Origin of the sequence: Pseudoalteromonas sp. SR45-6 (genome assembly GCF_014163545.1) — a bacterium.
GTDB lineage: Bacteria > Pseudomonadota > Gammaproteobacteria > Enterobacterales > Alteromonadaceae > Pseudoalteromonas > Pseudoalteromonas rhizosphaerae.
Genome location: NZ_JACJDM010000024.1, coordinates 14295 through 30774, shown reverse-complemented (window position 1 = coordinate 30774; position 16480 = coordinate 14295). Strand labels below are relative to the sequence as shown.

Here is a 16480-nt window from a genome sequence, read left to right as displayed (position 1 = left end):
TTCGATGACTAGTAGATAGGGATGCCACAAACTTAATTCAACTGTAAAAATGAAAAAAAAGTGCTTTTTTGTAATTTATTTTGCAAATAACCCTAATTAATGTGTGGATTGACGTTTTTTGCATCATTAGGAGCCATTTCACAATCTGGTCTGATGAGTTTTTCTGTGTTATAAAATCACTAATAAATAAAAAATGTCTCAAAGGATCACTATGCATTTTGACCAACTACTACAGCAAGCGGCACTTATAGGTCAGCTTCCCCCTTCAGAGCAAACTTACGCAACAATGCAATTTCCTGCTAACTGGTGCCAAGGTCGAACTGCTTTTGGCGGTTTATCAGCCTCATTACTGTATCAGGCAATGCGTCAACAAATAGAACCAAGTCGTCGTTTGTTATCTATTAGTACAAATTTTGTAGGTCCTTTATTAGCAGATGCTGATTTTTCTCTTTCCGTCGAAATTTTACGGGAAGGAAAAAGTAGCACACAAGTACTGGCTAAAGCGCTGCAGAACGGCCAAGTAAGCGTGGTCGTACAAGCGTGTTTTGCAAAATCGCGAGATTCAGCTATTAAGGTACCAGTGACAAAAACAATGAGCCTAAAACCGGTTAATGAACGTTACACTTTACCATTTCAGTCAGGTGCCATGCCGGAATTCTTCCAACATGTCGCGCTTTGTCCTCAGCAAGGTGCAATGCCGTTTACAGCAGCCCAAACGTCGCATTTAGGCGGCTGGATGAAATTAAAACAGTCGCCAGCAGAACTAAGTGAGGCACATATTATTGCCTTAACGGATGCATGGCCGCCTACTTTATTACAAATGTTTAACCAACCAGCGCCCGCCAGTAGCATGTCGTGGTATTTAGAGTTTGTGAAAACACCGCAGTTGGCAGCCGACGAGTGGCTTGGATTTGAAGCAGTAACTCACCACTGTAAAGATGGTTATGGTTTAGAAGATGGCTGTATTTGGTCACAATCCGGTGAGTTGCTTGCGCTTACCCGCCAAACAGTAGCATTATTTGATTGAGTTTGGTTCTACAGCCTGAGCATAATCGCTGCCATCAAAGGCCATAATTTTACTGTACTGCCCATTTGCAATGATATGGGCAAGTCCCGTATCAAAAATCTCTTGTAGCACTTTACTATTAAAGTAGGCAGGGCGAGGTGCCTCAGGAAATATAGGGTGTATAGTAATAGGCTTAATTGGGTGCGATTCTTTATACTGCTGTAAATAATGTAAAAACACCCGTTTCTCTAGTACCACCACATCAACCCACTCTTTCATTAAATGATCCACCTGCGCCGCTTGGTATACAACTTCTTCATAGGAACTCAGTTTAGTTGTTAATGTTTTAAATGGTGGCGGCAAAAATTCGGTGGCATTTTGAAAGGCGACAACACTCTTACCCGATAAATCATACACAGTGTTAATTTTAAAATGATTTTTCTGCAGGCTCACCGCTACATTTTGATAAGCCAATAGACTTTGACTGGAAAAAATAGCAGGGCTCGTCACGCCCGCATAATTCATCGCAATATCGACCTGCATTTGTTCTAAGGACTGCCCTGCACGCTTATTAGACATGTAAACGATATCTAGGTTGGTTATACCTTGATCTTTAAACGCAGATTTTAAAATCTGCAACTGCAAGCCGGTATCATCCTCACTAAAGACGTAAGGAGGCAAAGAAGGGCTTACCGCAACGGTAATAATGTCGCTAGATTTTGGCGCAGCTAAACTCAATGCAAAAGTGCTATATAAAACAAAAAAAAACACTATAAAATACTTCATTCACCACCCACAGATAGATGCTTTTTAGCAACTGTAAAATTACATGACAACTTTCTTATTAGGCTAGCCTAGTTAAACCAATTTCGCATTTGTATTTAGCATATAATTGATGCAAACTTGATCTAAGATACTTCTAAGTGGTTATTAATTTGCAAACTGCCTGCCCTAATTGTGACTTGATTATTGATATCCCGCACATAGTTGCAAAACAAATGGCTGTCTGTCCACATTGTCACAGTAAACTATGCGCAGCAAATATAAATTATGACAGCCGTATTGTAGCACTCAGTATTAGTGCTTTACTCATGCTGCTAAGCAGTATGTTTTATCCCTTTATCTCATTTAGTAGTAATGGCATTACACAGACGATTACCTTGCCCGATGCCGCTCGTATTTTGTTTAATTACGACAGCGATTTATTAGGCATTTTTATTGATGTTAGTATTATTGGTTTACCAATGGCATTACTCACTATTTTGATCCCACTGCATTTAGGCTTGCTTAAAGTACTTCCACAAACGATTGCCAGACGCTTACTCAAATTCACCTTAGCGCTGGAACCATGGATCATGTCAGAAATATTTTTAATCGGCGTATTGGTCAGCATGGTAAAAATAATGTCGCTAGCGGAAGTCAGCTTTGGCGTTAGTTTTTGGGCCTATGCCGCGTTTGTACTCTTCTATATTGGCTCATTAGCACACTTAAATCGTGCTCGATTATGGGATCAAGTACAGCCTCAGGCTGAAATTGCAGCCGCAAAACTTTCTTATCGTGCCATAGATAGTAACATTCGAGCCTGTCATGTCTGCCATCAACTAAGCGATAGCGAATACTGTTCTCGCTGTAATAGCAAAACCCATATCAGAAACCCCCACAGCGTACAAAAAGCAACGGCATGGTTAATAACTTCAATTGCCTGTTATATTCCGGCAAATTTATTGCCAATAATGTACACCACTAGTTTGGGGGATGAATCCCCCTCAACATTAATTGGTGGGGTAATAACACTGTGGCAAGCTGGCTCATACCCTATTGCATTAATCATTTTTTTAGCGAGTGTAGTAGTACCATTAGCTAAAGCGCTCATTTTAACATTTTTATGCTTTTTGGTTAGCAAACCCGCTAACGGCCAAACAAAGGGCTATACTAAAGTTTATCAATTAACTGAGTTTATTGGTAAATGGTCCATGATCGATGTATTTGTTGTCGCAATTCTAGTAGCCTTAGTGCAACTTGGGAATTTAATGTCGGTAACACCAGGTTTAGGCACTGTATTTTTTACTATCATGGTGATTTGCCAAATGTTGGCAGCACACGCGTTTGATCCTCGGCTATTATGGGATTCGCCAAACAATGATAAAAAGACCATAAATTAGAGAAACAGCATGAGTGAAACGGCTAATATAAAAAAAGAACCTATTATTTCTGCGATTTGGATCATACCGGTTATAGCTTTGCTCGTTGGTGTGTGGATGCTTTACCAATACCAAGCTAATAAAGGCGCAACCATTTATATTTCAATGCCTCATGCTGAGGGTATCGTGGCAGGCAAGACTGAAATAAAAGTACGTAGTGTGAAAATCGGCCAAATTGATCACGTTCGCCTCTCTGATACTAAAAACAGTGTGATTGCTCGAGCTCAAATTGATAAACATTATGATGGCTTACTCACGGAAGACGCCAACATCTGGGTAGTAAAACCACGTATTGATGAAACGGGTATCAGCGGTATGAGCACGTTACTATCGGGTGTATATTTAGAATTTTCACCAGGTGAAAGTAGTAAAACAAAAGAGCATTTTAAATTACAAGAAGAGCCAGCGCTGATTGATAAAGATGTCAAAGGAGGTCGCTTTTCATTACTCAGCTATGATGCTGAGGTTATGGATGTCGGCACCGGTATATTTTTTAAGAATTATAAAATTGGTCAAGTTGAAACAGCGACATTTGATTGGAAGAATCAAGCGATGAAGTATGGTATTTTCATCAACGAACCTTATCAAAACCTGATCACCTTAAATTCTATTTTCTGGGTCAATACGGGTGTTGAAATTGATTTATCTGCCGATGGCATTAATGTAAAAACAGGTTCATTAAGCAGGTTATTAAAAGGAGGGATCTCGGTTGGTTTGCCTAAACAACAGTCACCGGGTAATTTAGCCCAAGAAGGCCATAGCTTTTCGCTTAGTAACAGCTACAAAGATGCTCTTGAGGAGCGTTTTTATAATTTTGACTATTACCTAATTGAGTTTGAACAGTCTATTCGAGGTTTACGTGCCGGAGCCCCGGTTGAATATCGTGGCATGCGCGTCGGTACTGTTGTTAAAGCACCTGCAAATGTGATGATCGATGGCAAACCCGCTCACTTTAGAACTGATAATACCGCTGTGCCAGTACTGATAAAAATAGAGTATGGCCGCATTTACCACGATAATGCCTCAGCCAAACAATTTTGGCAAAACAGTGTTGATGGTTGGATCAAAAATGGCATGCGCGCTTCTTTAAAACCAGGCAACTTACTCACCGGTGCTGTGTATGTCGATTTTGATATCTACCACGATGCCCCAGCTGCGAAGTTAGAAACACTGTCTCAATATCAAGTATTTCCAAGTGTTTCCAGTGGCATTACCGTATTAGCAGATCAAGTGTCTGACGTATTAAATAAGGTAAAAAACTTAAAAATTGAAGACAGCTTAGCGCAAATTGATTCCGCGTTTGCTGATTACCAAGCGCTGGCGAATGAAATGCGCACATTGTTAAGTAAACAAGATACCCAAGATTTACCCGGTGATATTAATCGTAATTTTGCTGAAATGACCAAGAGCATGCAGCAATTTGATGTCACCATGAAACAGTTTGAAAAAACCATGGCAAGTTACCAACAAGGTTCTTCATTTCATCAGCAGCTACAACAAACGCTATCAGAATTTAAGCGCTTGAGTGAAGAGTTGCAACCGCTTACTCGTGGTTTAAATGAGCAACCGAATATGTTTATTTTTGATAAATCATTGCCTAGTGATCCAACACCGAGGAAACAATAATGCGCACGCTTTTACGACCACAATTTCTTGCTGTAATCGGGGTGCTATTTTTATCTGGGTGTAGCCAATCGCTTAATGCACCGGTTGAATATTATCAGTTCGAACAAACCATAAAACCAATGCAGCGCAGTTCAACTGACACAATAGCTCAATTGCGCGTCACGACTGTCAGCCTGCGTGGAGCCTTGAATAACCGAGGTATCGCCATGAAACTAGACAACAACCAAGTTAATGCTGCAAATTATCATCTTTGGAGTGAAGCCCCAGATCAAATGCTCACCGCCAGCGCGCATCAAGCACTCTTTACCGCCCTTGATAACTGGATGGTAGTAAAAGGCTTACCGGTTATCACCGACAAAGATCAGCAAAGTTATTATGAATTAGAATATGAACTGCATCATTTTAATGGGGATAGTCATGGAAATGCCGATATTTCTGGATTATGGCGCCTGTATTATACGTCATTTGAAAAGGGCCGTTCATTAAAAGAAATTCATTACTTTAGTGAGGTGAGTCCGTTAATTGATGATGACTATGAAGGCCTTGTCGAAAGTTTAGAATTAAACTGGCACAACATTAATAAACAAGTCGCGACGACTCTCAGTTCGTTGAGTCACGAATAAACACCACCAAAGCAGTGCCATCATTATTGAGCACTGCTTTGCCTATATGCCCAAAACCCAATTTTTTTAATAACCCATGCGAAGCGGTGTTCTCTGCATCGGCAATTGCTGCAATTTGGTTAAACTTATCTTGGTAAACACTTAATAATTTTGCAGCCGCTTCATAGGCGTAGCCTTTACCGGTGTATTGCTCTAAAAATGCAAAACCTATATCTGGCACTGCTAATGCATCGCGTTGGAATAGCCCCAACATGCCCATAGCTGCACCGTGTTTATTTGCCACAATATATGGCCCAAAGCCCTGTTGTTGGTGACCATCAATAAATGTTTGCTGTATATATTGCTCAGCTTGTTGCTCAGTGTAAATGCCTTTATCAGCAATATAACGATAAAAGCTGGGCTGATTTAATAAGCTTAGGATAAATGGCACATCACTTAGCTGGCCATGGCGAAGAACTAAACGTTGTGTATGCATATTTCGTTTTCCAGTGAATGACAGCGAGCGTTCAGGGCAAATTAAAATGCGGCGCTATCAACCGTACCGCTATAATTTAAACAGGCTGCGACTCTATGTTGTTGAACCTTGGAAAGCTCTGACAATTTAAAATAACCCTGCGCTAAATGCTCATCACTTAGGGTGATCACAGCATCTTTTAATAAACTGACTCTAAAAATAAAAGCATGGGAATTAAACGCCTTGTGGTAATAAATACCCGTTAAGTGTTCAATTTTCACCTCACAACCGAGTTCTTCTTGGCATTCGCGTATAAGTGCTTGGTGTACTGTTTCACCCATATCTAACGCGCCACCAGGTAATCCCCACCCTTGTTCACCATAGCTTGCCTTCAGCTGCAAAATCTCCCCGCTTGCATTGGTGATCACCGCATGGGCGCTGAGTCGATAAAAGTCTGTAAATGTCATATTTACTCCCTAAGTTGATACTCTTAAACAATAACAAAAAACCCCGCAATTGCGAGGCTTAATGTTGTTTGGCTATAAATCACTAAATATGGCTAACTTTCACCACCTGCTTACCAGTAAAGCCACCTGCAACTTGCTTATTAAGCGCCTGTGAAATACTGCTGGCGTTAAATTCAACGTCAGTGATCTGCGGAATTTTAATATTGCCACTGGCTAAATTATCGAGTAACAAATTGCCCATAAAACTCATTCTTTGCTGGGCGCATAAACTATTGGCAAGCCAAGCTCCACCTAATGACACAATACCTATATTAGGTGCACGTCTAAACATGAGTTCTTGCTCAAACATAGGCAATGGGTTTAAGCAGGCAATACGACCACAAAAACGCATTAATTCAACATTGCGCACCGTGGTTTCCCCGCCAATAGAATCAAGTACGGCATCAAAACCTTGCGGTCCAAGTTCTTTACGGATTTTGTCGCTGAGTTTTTTATCGTTGTAATCAAATACCACGTCAGCGCCCAATTGCTTAACTAGCTTGTGGTTACGTTTACTCGCAGTGGTAAATACTGTCGCGCCGCGTTGTTTGGCAAATTGGATGGCAAGTTGCCCTACCGCGCCAGCACCCGCTTCGATAAAAATAGAATCACATTCAGTTAATTGTAGTTTATCGAGCGCTATTAACGCCGTCATTCCGGCACACGGTAACGTAGATGCATCCTTTAAGCTCACGTCATCAGGCACCTGCGACACTGCAAAATTAGGCACTTTAGCGTATTGTGATAACACGCCTTGTTCACCAATATTGCCATGCCACATTACCCGCGCACCGACATTTGGAAATACACCTTTGCTTGCTTTTACAACCACACCCACAGCATCAAGGCCTAAGATATGAGGGTATTGCCATTTACAAAAACCGTGTTTTGCAAAACATGCATCAACCGGGTTTAACGCAACATACTCAACTTTGATCAGCAGCTCGTTGTCAACGACATCGGGCACCGCAAGTTCAAGCTCAGATAAATGTATCTGTTCATTTGGTTCAAGTAACGCAATCGCACGCATTGTGGCGGGGATTGTTGATAAAAGATCAGTATGTGGCATTAAAAACTCAACTTAGCTTAATTAACTAACGCATAACTCCAACGTCCATTAAATACTTGATAAGTGTTTACTTTAGCAAGTAATGATGAAATCGTTGAGTCAATTGCATTTTCCTGCGCTATTAAAACATCCTGTCGCGCATCTAACAACTCTAAGTAGGGTATTTGCCCTTCTTGATACATTGCCTGCGCTTGTAAAAAGGCATTATTTGCAAATTTATAACGCTGTTCGGCATAGCTTTGTTGTTGACTTTGTTTGACTAATAGCTGCAATGAAAGTTCACTCTGTGCCATTGCATTCAACACTACTTGTTGATATTGGCTGTAAGCGGCTTCACTGAGATATTGCTGAGCATCACGTTGCGCCAATAACGCAGGGTAGCTCAATAATGACCACTGAATGCGTGGGGCAACTTGCCATTGCTGCGTAGTGTCAGAAAGCTGGTTGTTATCTAAGCTCAGTACACCTGCAAACGCCGTTAAACTGATATCAGGTAATAATGCTTTACTCGCAGCCACGCTTAATGAATTAGCTTGGCTAAATTCAAATAATGCTTGGCTAATATCAGGACGCAGTGCAATGGCATCACTTGGAGTGGCTAAACTTACAGTAAATGCATGCTCAAACAGCGCTTGCTCATCAACTAAGGTTAGATCAGCAGGTAACTGCCCTGTTAATGTCGCAAGCGTTGCTAGATCACGAAATTGCGCGTATTCAATATCTGGCAACAAAGCTTGCTGCTGCTTCAATTGTGCTAAGGTTCGATTTAAATCAAGCTCATTAGCGACCCCTTCCTCAACGCGAGCCCGCAGAACCGCAATACTTTGCTCTAATGCTTCAATTTGTAGGTTAATGATCTGCTGTTTTTGCTTATTACCTTGAAAACTGACAAACCCTTTTACCACAGAGGTAACAACTTCAATATGCAAAGCACGTAATTGTTCCGCTTGACTCATTGCCCCTGCATTCGCAGCATCAACAAGCGCAGTTATTTTACCAAATAAATCAAGTTGCCAATCAAGGTTAACATTGGCTTCCGATTGACGCGTGTTAACGTTACCAGTACTTGAGCGAGTGGCATCAACTGCCACTGCACCTTGGGGAAGATACTGTGCTTTTTGCCCACCTAAACGAGCAAGCGCGCTTTGTAACTGCAACTGACTAGTGTGCAAATCATGATTATTAGCGCGCGCACTGAGCACTAGATTATTTAACTGGGTTGAATTTAATTGCTGCCACCAGTTAAGTTCGTCTTGACCTTGTAACTGTGCAGCGATCTGTGTTTTTGCAACAAATTCTTGTAGCTGATTTTGCTGTTGCTGCTCATCAATTTTACTGGCGCAGCCACTTAATAAACCCGCCATAACAAGAGCGGTTAACTTATACTTACTCATTAATTTGCTCCTGCGTAGTCACTTTACGGGTTTTAGTTACCAAAATATAAAATACAGGGGTAAATAATAAACCAAACACGGTTACACCAATCATACCCGAGAACACTGCGTTGCCCATTGCATGGCGCATTTCTGCTCCAGCTCCCGTTGCTAATACTAAGGGAATAACACCCGCAGTAAAGGCAATTGACGTCATTAAGATAGGTCGTAAACGCATCCGACAAGCTTCTAAAATAGCGTCGAAATGACTCAACCCATGATTATTTTTATCGCGTGCAAACTCCACCATTAAAATGGCATTTTTAGAAGCCAAGGCAACCAATACAATCAATGCTATTTGCGTGAAAATATTATTATCAGCGCCAACCAACCATACACCCATTAATGCTGAGAATATTGTCATTGGTACAATAAGAATAATAGCCAGTGGTAGACGTAAGCTTTCATACTGCGCAGCCAATACCATGAACACTAATAACACCACTAATGGGAATACATAGACCATGGTATTACCCGCTAGAATTTGCTGAAAAGTAACTTCGGTCCATTCGTACTCAATACCCGTAGGTAAATTATCAGCCAAGATCAGTTCAATTGCCTGCTGTGCTTGATCTGAACTGTAACCAGGCGCTGGACTACCATTAAGCTCTGCACTTGGGTAACCATTGTAATGCATCACTCGATCAGGGCCTGTTGTAGGCGTTACCGTTAATACCGAGCCCAATGGCACCATATTCCCTTGGTTATTGCGCACTTTTAGATTCAATATTTGTTCTGGATCAAGGCGGAAATCAGCATCAGCTTGGGCATTAACTTGGTACGTACGGCCAAATAAATTAAAGTCATTAACGTACATTGAGCCCAAATACACTTGCAACGCATTAAATACTTCATCCAATGGAATACCTTGAATAAGCGCTTGCTCTCGGTCGATATCAATATCCATTTGTGGTACTTGAATTCTAAAACTTGAATAGAGCCCCATTAACGCAGGATCTTGCTGAGCTTTAGTAATCACCGTTTGCAAACTGTTAAATAGTGTTTCAAAGCCTTTATTACCGCGATCTTCAATTTGCAGTTTAAACCCACCCGTGGTGCCTAAACCTTGGATTGGCGGCGGTGGAAATACAGCCACAAATGCTTCATCAATGGCACTAAAACGCTGGTTTAACTGTGCCGCAATAGCCATCGCCGATTTACTCGGATCGCTTCGCTCACTAAAGGCTTCTAGCGGTGTAAATACAATGGCACTATTAGGGCTGTTAGTAAAACCATTTACCGACAAGCCAGGAAAGGCAACTGTGTTTGCAACACCAGGTACTTGCAGTGCAATTTCTTGCATTTGCCTAACCACATCTTGAGTACGGTCTAAACTCGCTGCATCAGGTAATTGTGCTATCGCAACTAAATACTGCTTATCTTGTGCAGGAATAAAACCACCCGGCACGGCATCAAATAGCTTAATTGTTCCGCCTAATAAAACCACGTATGCAATCACCACTACCACGCTCATGCGCATTAGTTTTTGTACCAGCTTTTGATAGCCTTTGGCGCCACGGTCAAATACTCGATTAAAGGGTGCAAATAACCAGCGACCAAATAAACGATTTAATAAACGCGTCAGCGCATCCGGTTTAGCATCATGGCTTTTAAGTAATAGTGCCGCCAACGCCGGTGATAAAGTTAATGAGTTAAATGCTGAGATAACCGTTGAAATAGTAATAGTTAACGCAAACTGTTTATAAAATTGACCTGATAAACCACTAATAAACGCGGTAGGAATAAACACTGCACACAACACTAACGCAATCGCGATTATAGGCCCTGTCACTTCAGTCATCGCCACGCGCGTTGCTTCCAGAGGTGATAAACCTTGTTCAATGTTACGTTCAACGTTTTCGACCACCACGATAGCATCATCGACCACAATACCTATGGCAAGTACTAAACCAAATAACGACAGCGTATTGATCGAGACCCCTAACCACTGCATCACCGCAAAAGTACCAATCAGTGAAACTGGCACAGCTATAAGTGGAATAATCGAAGCACGCCAGGTTTGTAAAAATAACACCACTACAATTACCACTAACGCGATAGCCTCAAGTAACGTTTTGATCACCGCATCAATCGAGCCGCGAACAAATACCGTAGGGTCGTAGACAATGTCGTACTCAACACCAGCTGGAAAATCTTTCGATAAACGCGCCATGGTTTCGCGTACTTGATCTGAAAGCTCAATCGCATTAGAGCCAGGACGTTGAAATATCGGCATCGCCAGCGCTGGTTGATTATCAAGTTCAGCTCTAAGTGAGTAAGTATTTTGGCCTAAATCGACACGTGCAACATCGCTTAGACGTGTTAATTGACCTTGTTCACCCACTTTAATGATCACTTGCTGAAACTCTTCAATACTGTTTAAGCGTCCTTTTACATTTAACAATATTTGAAATTGACTGTCTGTTGAAGCAGGTTGTGCACCTAAGCTACCCGCTGCAACTTGTTGGTTTTGCGCACGCAATGCGTTGACGACGTCCATTGCGGTTAATTCTCGTGCCGCTAATGCATCGGGGTTAAGCCACACTCGCATTGAATATTGACCACCACCAAATAATTTTACATCGCCTACGCCACTCAAACGTGCAATTTGGTCTTTCACATATAAGTCAGCGTAGTTAGATAGATACGCCGTATCATGTGTTTTTTCCGGTGAGAATAAGTGTACCACCATGGTTAGATCCGGTGATGATTTTTCAGCGACGACGCCTAAGCGCTGCACTTCTTGTGGTAGCCGCGGCAAAGCACTGTTAACCCGATTTTGTACTTGTACTTGCGCACGATCTAAATCCGTTCCCAATGAAAACGTTACCGTCAGTGTCATACGCCCATCACTGGTCGCCTGGGAAAACATATACAACATGTTTTCAGTACCATTGATCTCTTGCTCCAATGGAGTAGCCACAGTTTGTGCTATTACGGTTGGATTTGCTCCAGGGTAGTTCGCAGTTACCACAACTGTCGGCGGAACAACTTCAGGATACTCACTGACCGGCAGTTGAAACAACGAAATACCACCGGCGATTAAAATCACCAATGACAGCATGGCTGCAAATATCGGTCGTTGAATAAAAAAGTGAGAAAATTTCATTATTCGTCCTACTTCTTAGCCATAAGCGTGTGCTGCGCCGTTGGCGATAACGTAAAAGCAACACCAGTTGTGTCTAGGGTCACTGTATTAGGTGAAATCGGCATGCCAGGTCCAACACGCGCAGGACCATTAACCGCAATCACATCGCCAGCTTTTAAGCCCGAGGTAATAGCGCGAAAACTGCCATAGCGCTCACCGGTTGTAACCAGTTTATATTCGAGAATATTGCCTTCACCTACAGTGAGCACAAAGCGATTTTTCAAATCGGTGCCAATTGCTCTATCAGGCACAATAACTTGCTCTGTAACGTCATTGGCCGCTAACTTAATACGTGCAAATGAACCGGCGCGTAAGGCGGTATTTTCATCAAATCGTGCACGCACTCGCAAAGTACCTGTTGCTGCATTGATTTGATTATCAATAAAGTCGATATAACCGGTGTGTGCAAAGCCATTTTGACCCACTTTTTGCATGACTACTTGCTGATGAGCAGCGGCGGTTACTTCATCAAATGAACTATTCCAAGTGCGTTCATCAACATCAAAGTAAGCATACATAGTTTGATTTGATACGATTGAAGTCAGTACACTTTGCCCTGCAAGCACATTATTACCTTTGGTAATATTTGCACGCGAGATCACACCATCAATGGGTGAACGTATATCTGTAAATTCTAAATCTAAATTAGCTGCAATTAGCTGGGCTTTTAAGGCAGCAAGTTGTGCTTCACGTTGGCGTAACGTTGAGGTACGTGATTCCGCTTGCTCTGTTGAAATCGCTTTTCGCTCGGTTAATCGCACCGCTCTTTTAGCTTCACTTTGCGCTTGCGATAAAGCGGCTTCAGCACTGACTACTTGTGCCTCTAAACTTGCTACAACCGCAGCATATGGGCGAGCGTCAAGTTTAAACAGTAAGTCACCCTGTTTAACCTCGTCGCCCTCATTAAACGCAATATGCTCAATAACTCCGGCAACACGTGGCATAAGTGATACTTCTTCCGGCGCTTCTAAACGCGTAGTGTAGGTGTGCCAGTTTTGCACTGGCTTAATGATCACCGAGGCAACATCTATTGGTTGAAGATGTGGTTGATTGCTCTGTTGAGCAGGCTCTTCTGCACAACCGGTGAGGGCAAGTGATGCCCCTAAAACTGCAATAGCTATTAAGTGTTTGTTCATGACGACGCTCCATTTAGTGTATTTTTCTATGTTACGGAACATTGTTGTGGACAAAAACCATAGATTTTTAAATTCATTAATGCCAATATGGCATCAATTAAATATTGGTGAGTAATTAATGGATACCACAAGTCGCTTATTGATGTTGTTAGAAGTCGTTGAGCGAGGCTCATTCGCTAAAGCAGCAGAAACCCGTAATATTGATCGTTCAGTGATCTCAAAACAAATAAGTCGTCTCGAAGATGATTTAGGAGTACGTTTACTGAACCGCACCACCCGCTCATTTTCACTGACAGCTGCAGGGGCCGAAATGATTAAAAAGGCCAGTGAGTTGAGGCAACTACTAGGTGAAACTGTACGTTTAGCCGAGAATTATCACCAAGAGCCACGCGGTGTATTAAAAATCACTTCATCGACTATTATCGGCAGGCGTTATCTACAACCTGTGATTAATGATTTTCAAAAACGCTTCCCGCAAGTAGAAGTTGAACTAAGACTCGATGATAAGTTAGTTGATCTGGTATCTGAAGGCTTTGATCTTGCTTTTCGGGTCGGTGAGCCAAAAGACTCATCACTGATCGCACGTAAAATTGCGCGCAATAGATTACTAATATTAGCCGCACCTGAGTTTATTCAAACGTATGGATTGCCAAGTAAAATAGAGGACTTAATTGATTTACCCGCAGCCAGTTATTCCAGCACTTCGTTGCGCGTTGAGGGTATTCGTTATGTAGATCAATATGGTCTACCGCAAGAGCAAAAAATTAAGAGTGTGTTTAGAGCCAATGATGCCGAGGTACTGCTCGATAAAACGCTTTCTGGAACAACCTATGTGCTCGCGCCAGCATTTATTATTAATGATGAAATAAAACAAGGACGTTTAGTGCCCTTATTAACAGACATCAAATTACAAGAATACAGTGCGATGTACGCGGTATATCCACACCGTGATTTACCTGTAAGAACACGGTTATTTTTTGATGCGATACGTGATCACTTAGGTAAAGAAACACCACTTTGGGAAAGTAACATTCCCGGTTTCGAGCACATGTATCAAGGTTAAGAAACCTGTTCTAGTTTTGCTGAGTATTGCTGCGAGTCAGAATAAACGTTATTTCGACCATGTTTTTTTGCATAATAAAGTTGCTCATCTGCTGCTTTAACCGCTTGTTTTAGGCTATCGCCATCACGATAAGCAGCTAAACCGATACTTGCTGTTAAACTTATTTCACGCTCACCAACATTGATAGCCGTACTTTGCAAACCGACTCTGATATTTTCAGCAATTTGATAAGACTCCTGTTGATTCGAATCAGGAATGAACAGCGCAAACTCTTCGCCACCAGTACGAAAAACTCGCCCCTTGTTAAGTGTTTCTCTTAATATAGTGGCAATTTCGACCAGAACTTGATCGCCCACATCATGACCAAATTCATCATTTACTTTTTTAAAGTAATCGAGATCTAGCACCATAATAAATAAATTAATTTTGTCTACCAGCTCAACTTCAAAGTAATGGTTCATTGCTAAACGGTTGCCGGTGTTTGTCAGCGGATCTAACAAGGCAAGGTTTTCTAATCGTTCTGCAAATTGTGCTCGACTCGCTTCAAAAGTATGTGCAATGACCCAAATGCTCAAATAGCTAAAGCTCATATTTAGGTACAGGTTAAGGTCTAAAAATGGTGCTAAAGAGGTTTTACTAGTAAACACAGCGGTTTGTATACACACCAATAATAGCGATAGATAATAGCCGCGTTTACATCCTAATAATAAATAAAATAATACGGGTAAGGTAAAGGTCCAAATGAACAAACCGCTCCTCATCGCAGCTAGGTAAGTTCCCAAGGTTACTAATAGCATAATACAAAGGCACAATAATAACGGCTGCCAAGTCTGAAATTTTCGTGTCCGAGCATAGTTAAAAGTATAAAAACAATAAATAGCAAACACCCCTTCTAAAATCCCTAATGAGTAAAAGTCATTAATAAAAAGATTAAAATAGGTAAAAACACTCGCTAAAATTCCGAAACAGAAACAAATCCATTTCAGTAAATTTTCACGTAATACTTGAGCGCTATCTAAGGCTGCGATATCCATTGATTAACTTTAATTCGAACGAAAAAAAGTCAGTCTAACGGTTAATTGAAAGAGTACAAGCTCTATTTGTTTTTGATATATTCATTTTTATAAAAAATTTTTAAAATTAAGATCTTAGTAACTAACAGCCTATTCATCATTAATTAATTGTTCTATATCTTCTAACATATCGGAGAACTCAGCATTAGCATGTTGGCGCTGTTTTGCTGTCAACGTGGCTCTTAAACTCACAAGTAAACGCGCATAGCGCTTTGAATTTTCAGCATCTAAGCGAATTAATTGGTCACTCATAAACACCTCTCGCTCAGTAATGACAGCTGATAATTGGCTAATAAATTGATCGCGGCTAAGTTGGCTATCAAAAAATACCTGTTTGAGTTTATCCAGCCGAGTTTGCTTGTAAGCTTGCCTTAATAAAAATGTTGCTTGAAATTCGCTGTTCGCTTGGGTGATCAAAGACACTTGTTGTTCACTCAGTTTACCAAGCCACTGTTTATAAGTATCTAACTGACGTTCAAGGCGATCTTGCTCACGCTGTGTTGGGGTTTGCTCATTATACTCGTCACTTTCTGTGGTTATATCCTCTGCAATGGCAGCAACAAATTCTTCTCTTTGCTCCGTGGATAAACCAATAGCAAGTTCAATAAGATCGTCTCTTACATACATAACTAACGATTGCCAATGTGTTTTAAAACCTTGAAAATACGTTAATAATGCTTGCTCTGAAGGGTCTTCATCAAGTAGCTTTTGTAATGCCAACAGATCCTGTCGATATAAAGGTAATTGCGTCTTACGATGCCAATCCCGACTTTGCTTAATTAAGTCTTTAGCTTGTTTGCTTTGCTGCTTCGATAAATCAACGTAGTCATCAATCCAAAACGCCGATAACCAGCCTATATTATTGTAGGTAAATGTAGCTGAGCACCCAGTCAGAGCTAATAGCAACACACCAACTACTGCGAACTTATAATTCAAGCACATGTTTTTTATCGACATTTTTTATTTTTCTTACGATTATTTATAGCACTACGTTAATCAACTTAGCGCATTATGTAAATGAGGGAATTAAAATAAAACCGAACAAATAGAAATAATTATCATTTAGCTATTGACGCACATTCAAATACAAGTAATAATCGATCGCATCAACACCAAGCAGCCCAACACGACAGGTTTGCGCT

The 16480-nt window shown here is 41.2% G+C and carries 14 protein-coding genes; 5 read left to right on the top strand and 9 right to left on the bottom strand.

Going from position 1 to position 16480, the window contains the following annotated elements:
• Positions 1–211 precede the first annotated feature (211 nt).
• On the top strand, positions 212–1027 hold the full coding sequence (locus H5158_RS11810) for an acyl-CoA thioesterase II (protein WP_149980122.1): 816 nt from the start codon (positions 212–214) through the stop codon (positions 1025–1027).
• On the opposite strand, the gene H5158_RS11805 is transcribed toward H5158_RS11810, so the two are convergent.
• Positions 1016–1777: a transporter substrate-binding domain-containing protein gene (locus tag H5158_RS11805; protein ID WP_310736702.1), complete on the bottom strand. Its 762-nt coding sequence runs from the start codon at positions 1775–1777 to the stop codon at positions 1016–1018. The genes H5158_RS11810 and H5158_RS11805 overlap by 12 nt on opposite strands.
• A gap of 164 nt (positions 1778–1941) precedes the next feature.
• Between H5158_RS11805 and H5158_RS11800 the strand changes: the two genes are divergently transcribed.
• Genes H5158_RS11800 through H5158_RS11790 form a run of 3 tightly spaced genes read left to right on the top strand, consistent with a single transcriptional unit; the run spans position 1942 to position 5456 of the window.
• The gene (locus tag H5158_RS11800; protein ID WP_149980384.1) at positions 1942–3168 is read left to right on the top strand and encodes a paraquat-inducible protein A; all 1227 of its coding nucleotides are present in this window, start codon (positions 1942–1944) and stop codon (positions 3166–3168) included.
• Positions 3169–3177: 9 nt separating this feature from the next.
• Positions 3178–4833: an intermembrane transport protein PqiB gene (gene pqiB / locus H5158_RS11795; protein ID WP_182740077.1), complete on the top strand. Its 1656-nt coding sequence runs from the start codon at positions 3178–3180 to the stop codon at positions 4831–4833.
• Complete coding sequence (locus H5158_RS11790; RefSeq protein WP_182740076.1) at positions 4833–5456, top strand: membrane integrity-associated transporter subunit PqiC; 624 nt, start codon at positions 4833–4835, stop codon at positions 5454–5456. The genes pqiB and H5158_RS11790 overlap by 1 nt, the downstream gene beginning before the upstream one ends.
• On the opposite strand, the gene H5158_RS11785 is transcribed toward H5158_RS11790, so the two are convergent.
• The 6 genes from H5158_RS11785 to H5158_RS11760 all read right to left on the bottom strand — a co-directional run bounded on the left by H5158_RS11785 (position 5434) and on the right by H5158_RS11760 (position 13202).
• The gene (locus H5158_RS11785; RefSeq protein ID WP_182718713.1) at positions 5434–5931 is read right to left on the bottom strand and encodes a GNAT family N-acetyltransferase; all 498 of its coding nucleotides are present in this window, start codon (positions 5929–5931) and stop codon (positions 5434–5436) included. The genes H5158_RS11790 and H5158_RS11785 overlap by 23 nt on opposite strands.
• A 41-nt stretch (positions 5932–5972) precedes the next feature.
• Entirely contained in the window at positions 5973–6377 is a 405-nt protein-coding gene (locus tag H5158_RS11780) for an NUDIX hydrolase (RefSeq protein WP_182718712.1), read from the bottom strand.
• An 82-nt stretch (positions 6378–6459) separates the two neighbouring features.
• Positions 6460–7485, bottom strand: a complete 1026-nt coding sequence (locus H5158_RS11775; protein ID WP_182740075.1) for a zinc-binding dehydrogenase — start codon at positions 7483–7485, stop codon at positions 6460–6462.
• 17 nt (positions 7486–7502) lie between these two features.
• Positions 7503–8879 carry a TolC family protein gene (locus H5158_RS11770; RefSeq protein WP_182740074.1) on the bottom strand — a complete coding sequence of 459 codons (1377 nt, stop codon included), beginning with the start codon at positions 8877–8879 and terminating at the stop codon, positions 7503–7505.
• On the bottom strand, positions 8872–12027 hold the full coding sequence (locus H5158_RS11765; protein WP_145236125.1) for an efflux RND transporter permease subunit: 3156 nt from the start codon (positions 12025–12027) through the stop codon (positions 8872–8874). Before H5158_RS11765 ends, H5158_RS11770 begins: the two co-directional genes overlap by 8 nt.
• 8 nt (positions 12028–12035) lie before the next feature.
• Entirely contained in the window at positions 12036–13202 is a 1167-nt protein-coding gene (locus H5158_RS11760) for an efflux RND transporter periplasmic adaptor subunit (RefSeq protein ID WP_149980115.1), read from the bottom strand.
• A 118-nt stretch (positions 13203–13320) separates the two neighbouring features.
• Between H5158_RS11760 and H5158_RS11755 the strand changes: the two genes are divergently transcribed.
• Positions 13321–14265, top strand: coding sequence for a LysR family transcriptional regulator (locus H5158_RS11755; protein ID WP_182718707.1), 945 nt, complete (start codon positions 13321–13323; stop codon positions 14263–14265).
• Here H5158_RS11755 and H5158_RS11750 read toward each other — a convergent pair.
• Entirely contained in the window at positions 14262–15299 is a 1038-nt protein-coding gene (locus H5158_RS11750; protein WP_182740073.1) for a GGDEF domain-containing protein, read from the bottom strand. The genes H5158_RS11755 and H5158_RS11750 overlap by 4 nt on opposite strands.
• A 129-nt stretch (positions 15300–15428) precedes the next feature.
• Positions 15429–16295: a DUF6279 family lipoprotein gene (locus H5158_RS11745; RefSeq protein ID WP_182718705.1), complete on the bottom strand. Its 867-nt coding sequence runs from the start codon at positions 16293–16295 to the stop codon at positions 15429–15431.
• Positions 16296–16480 lie beyond the last annotated feature (185 nt).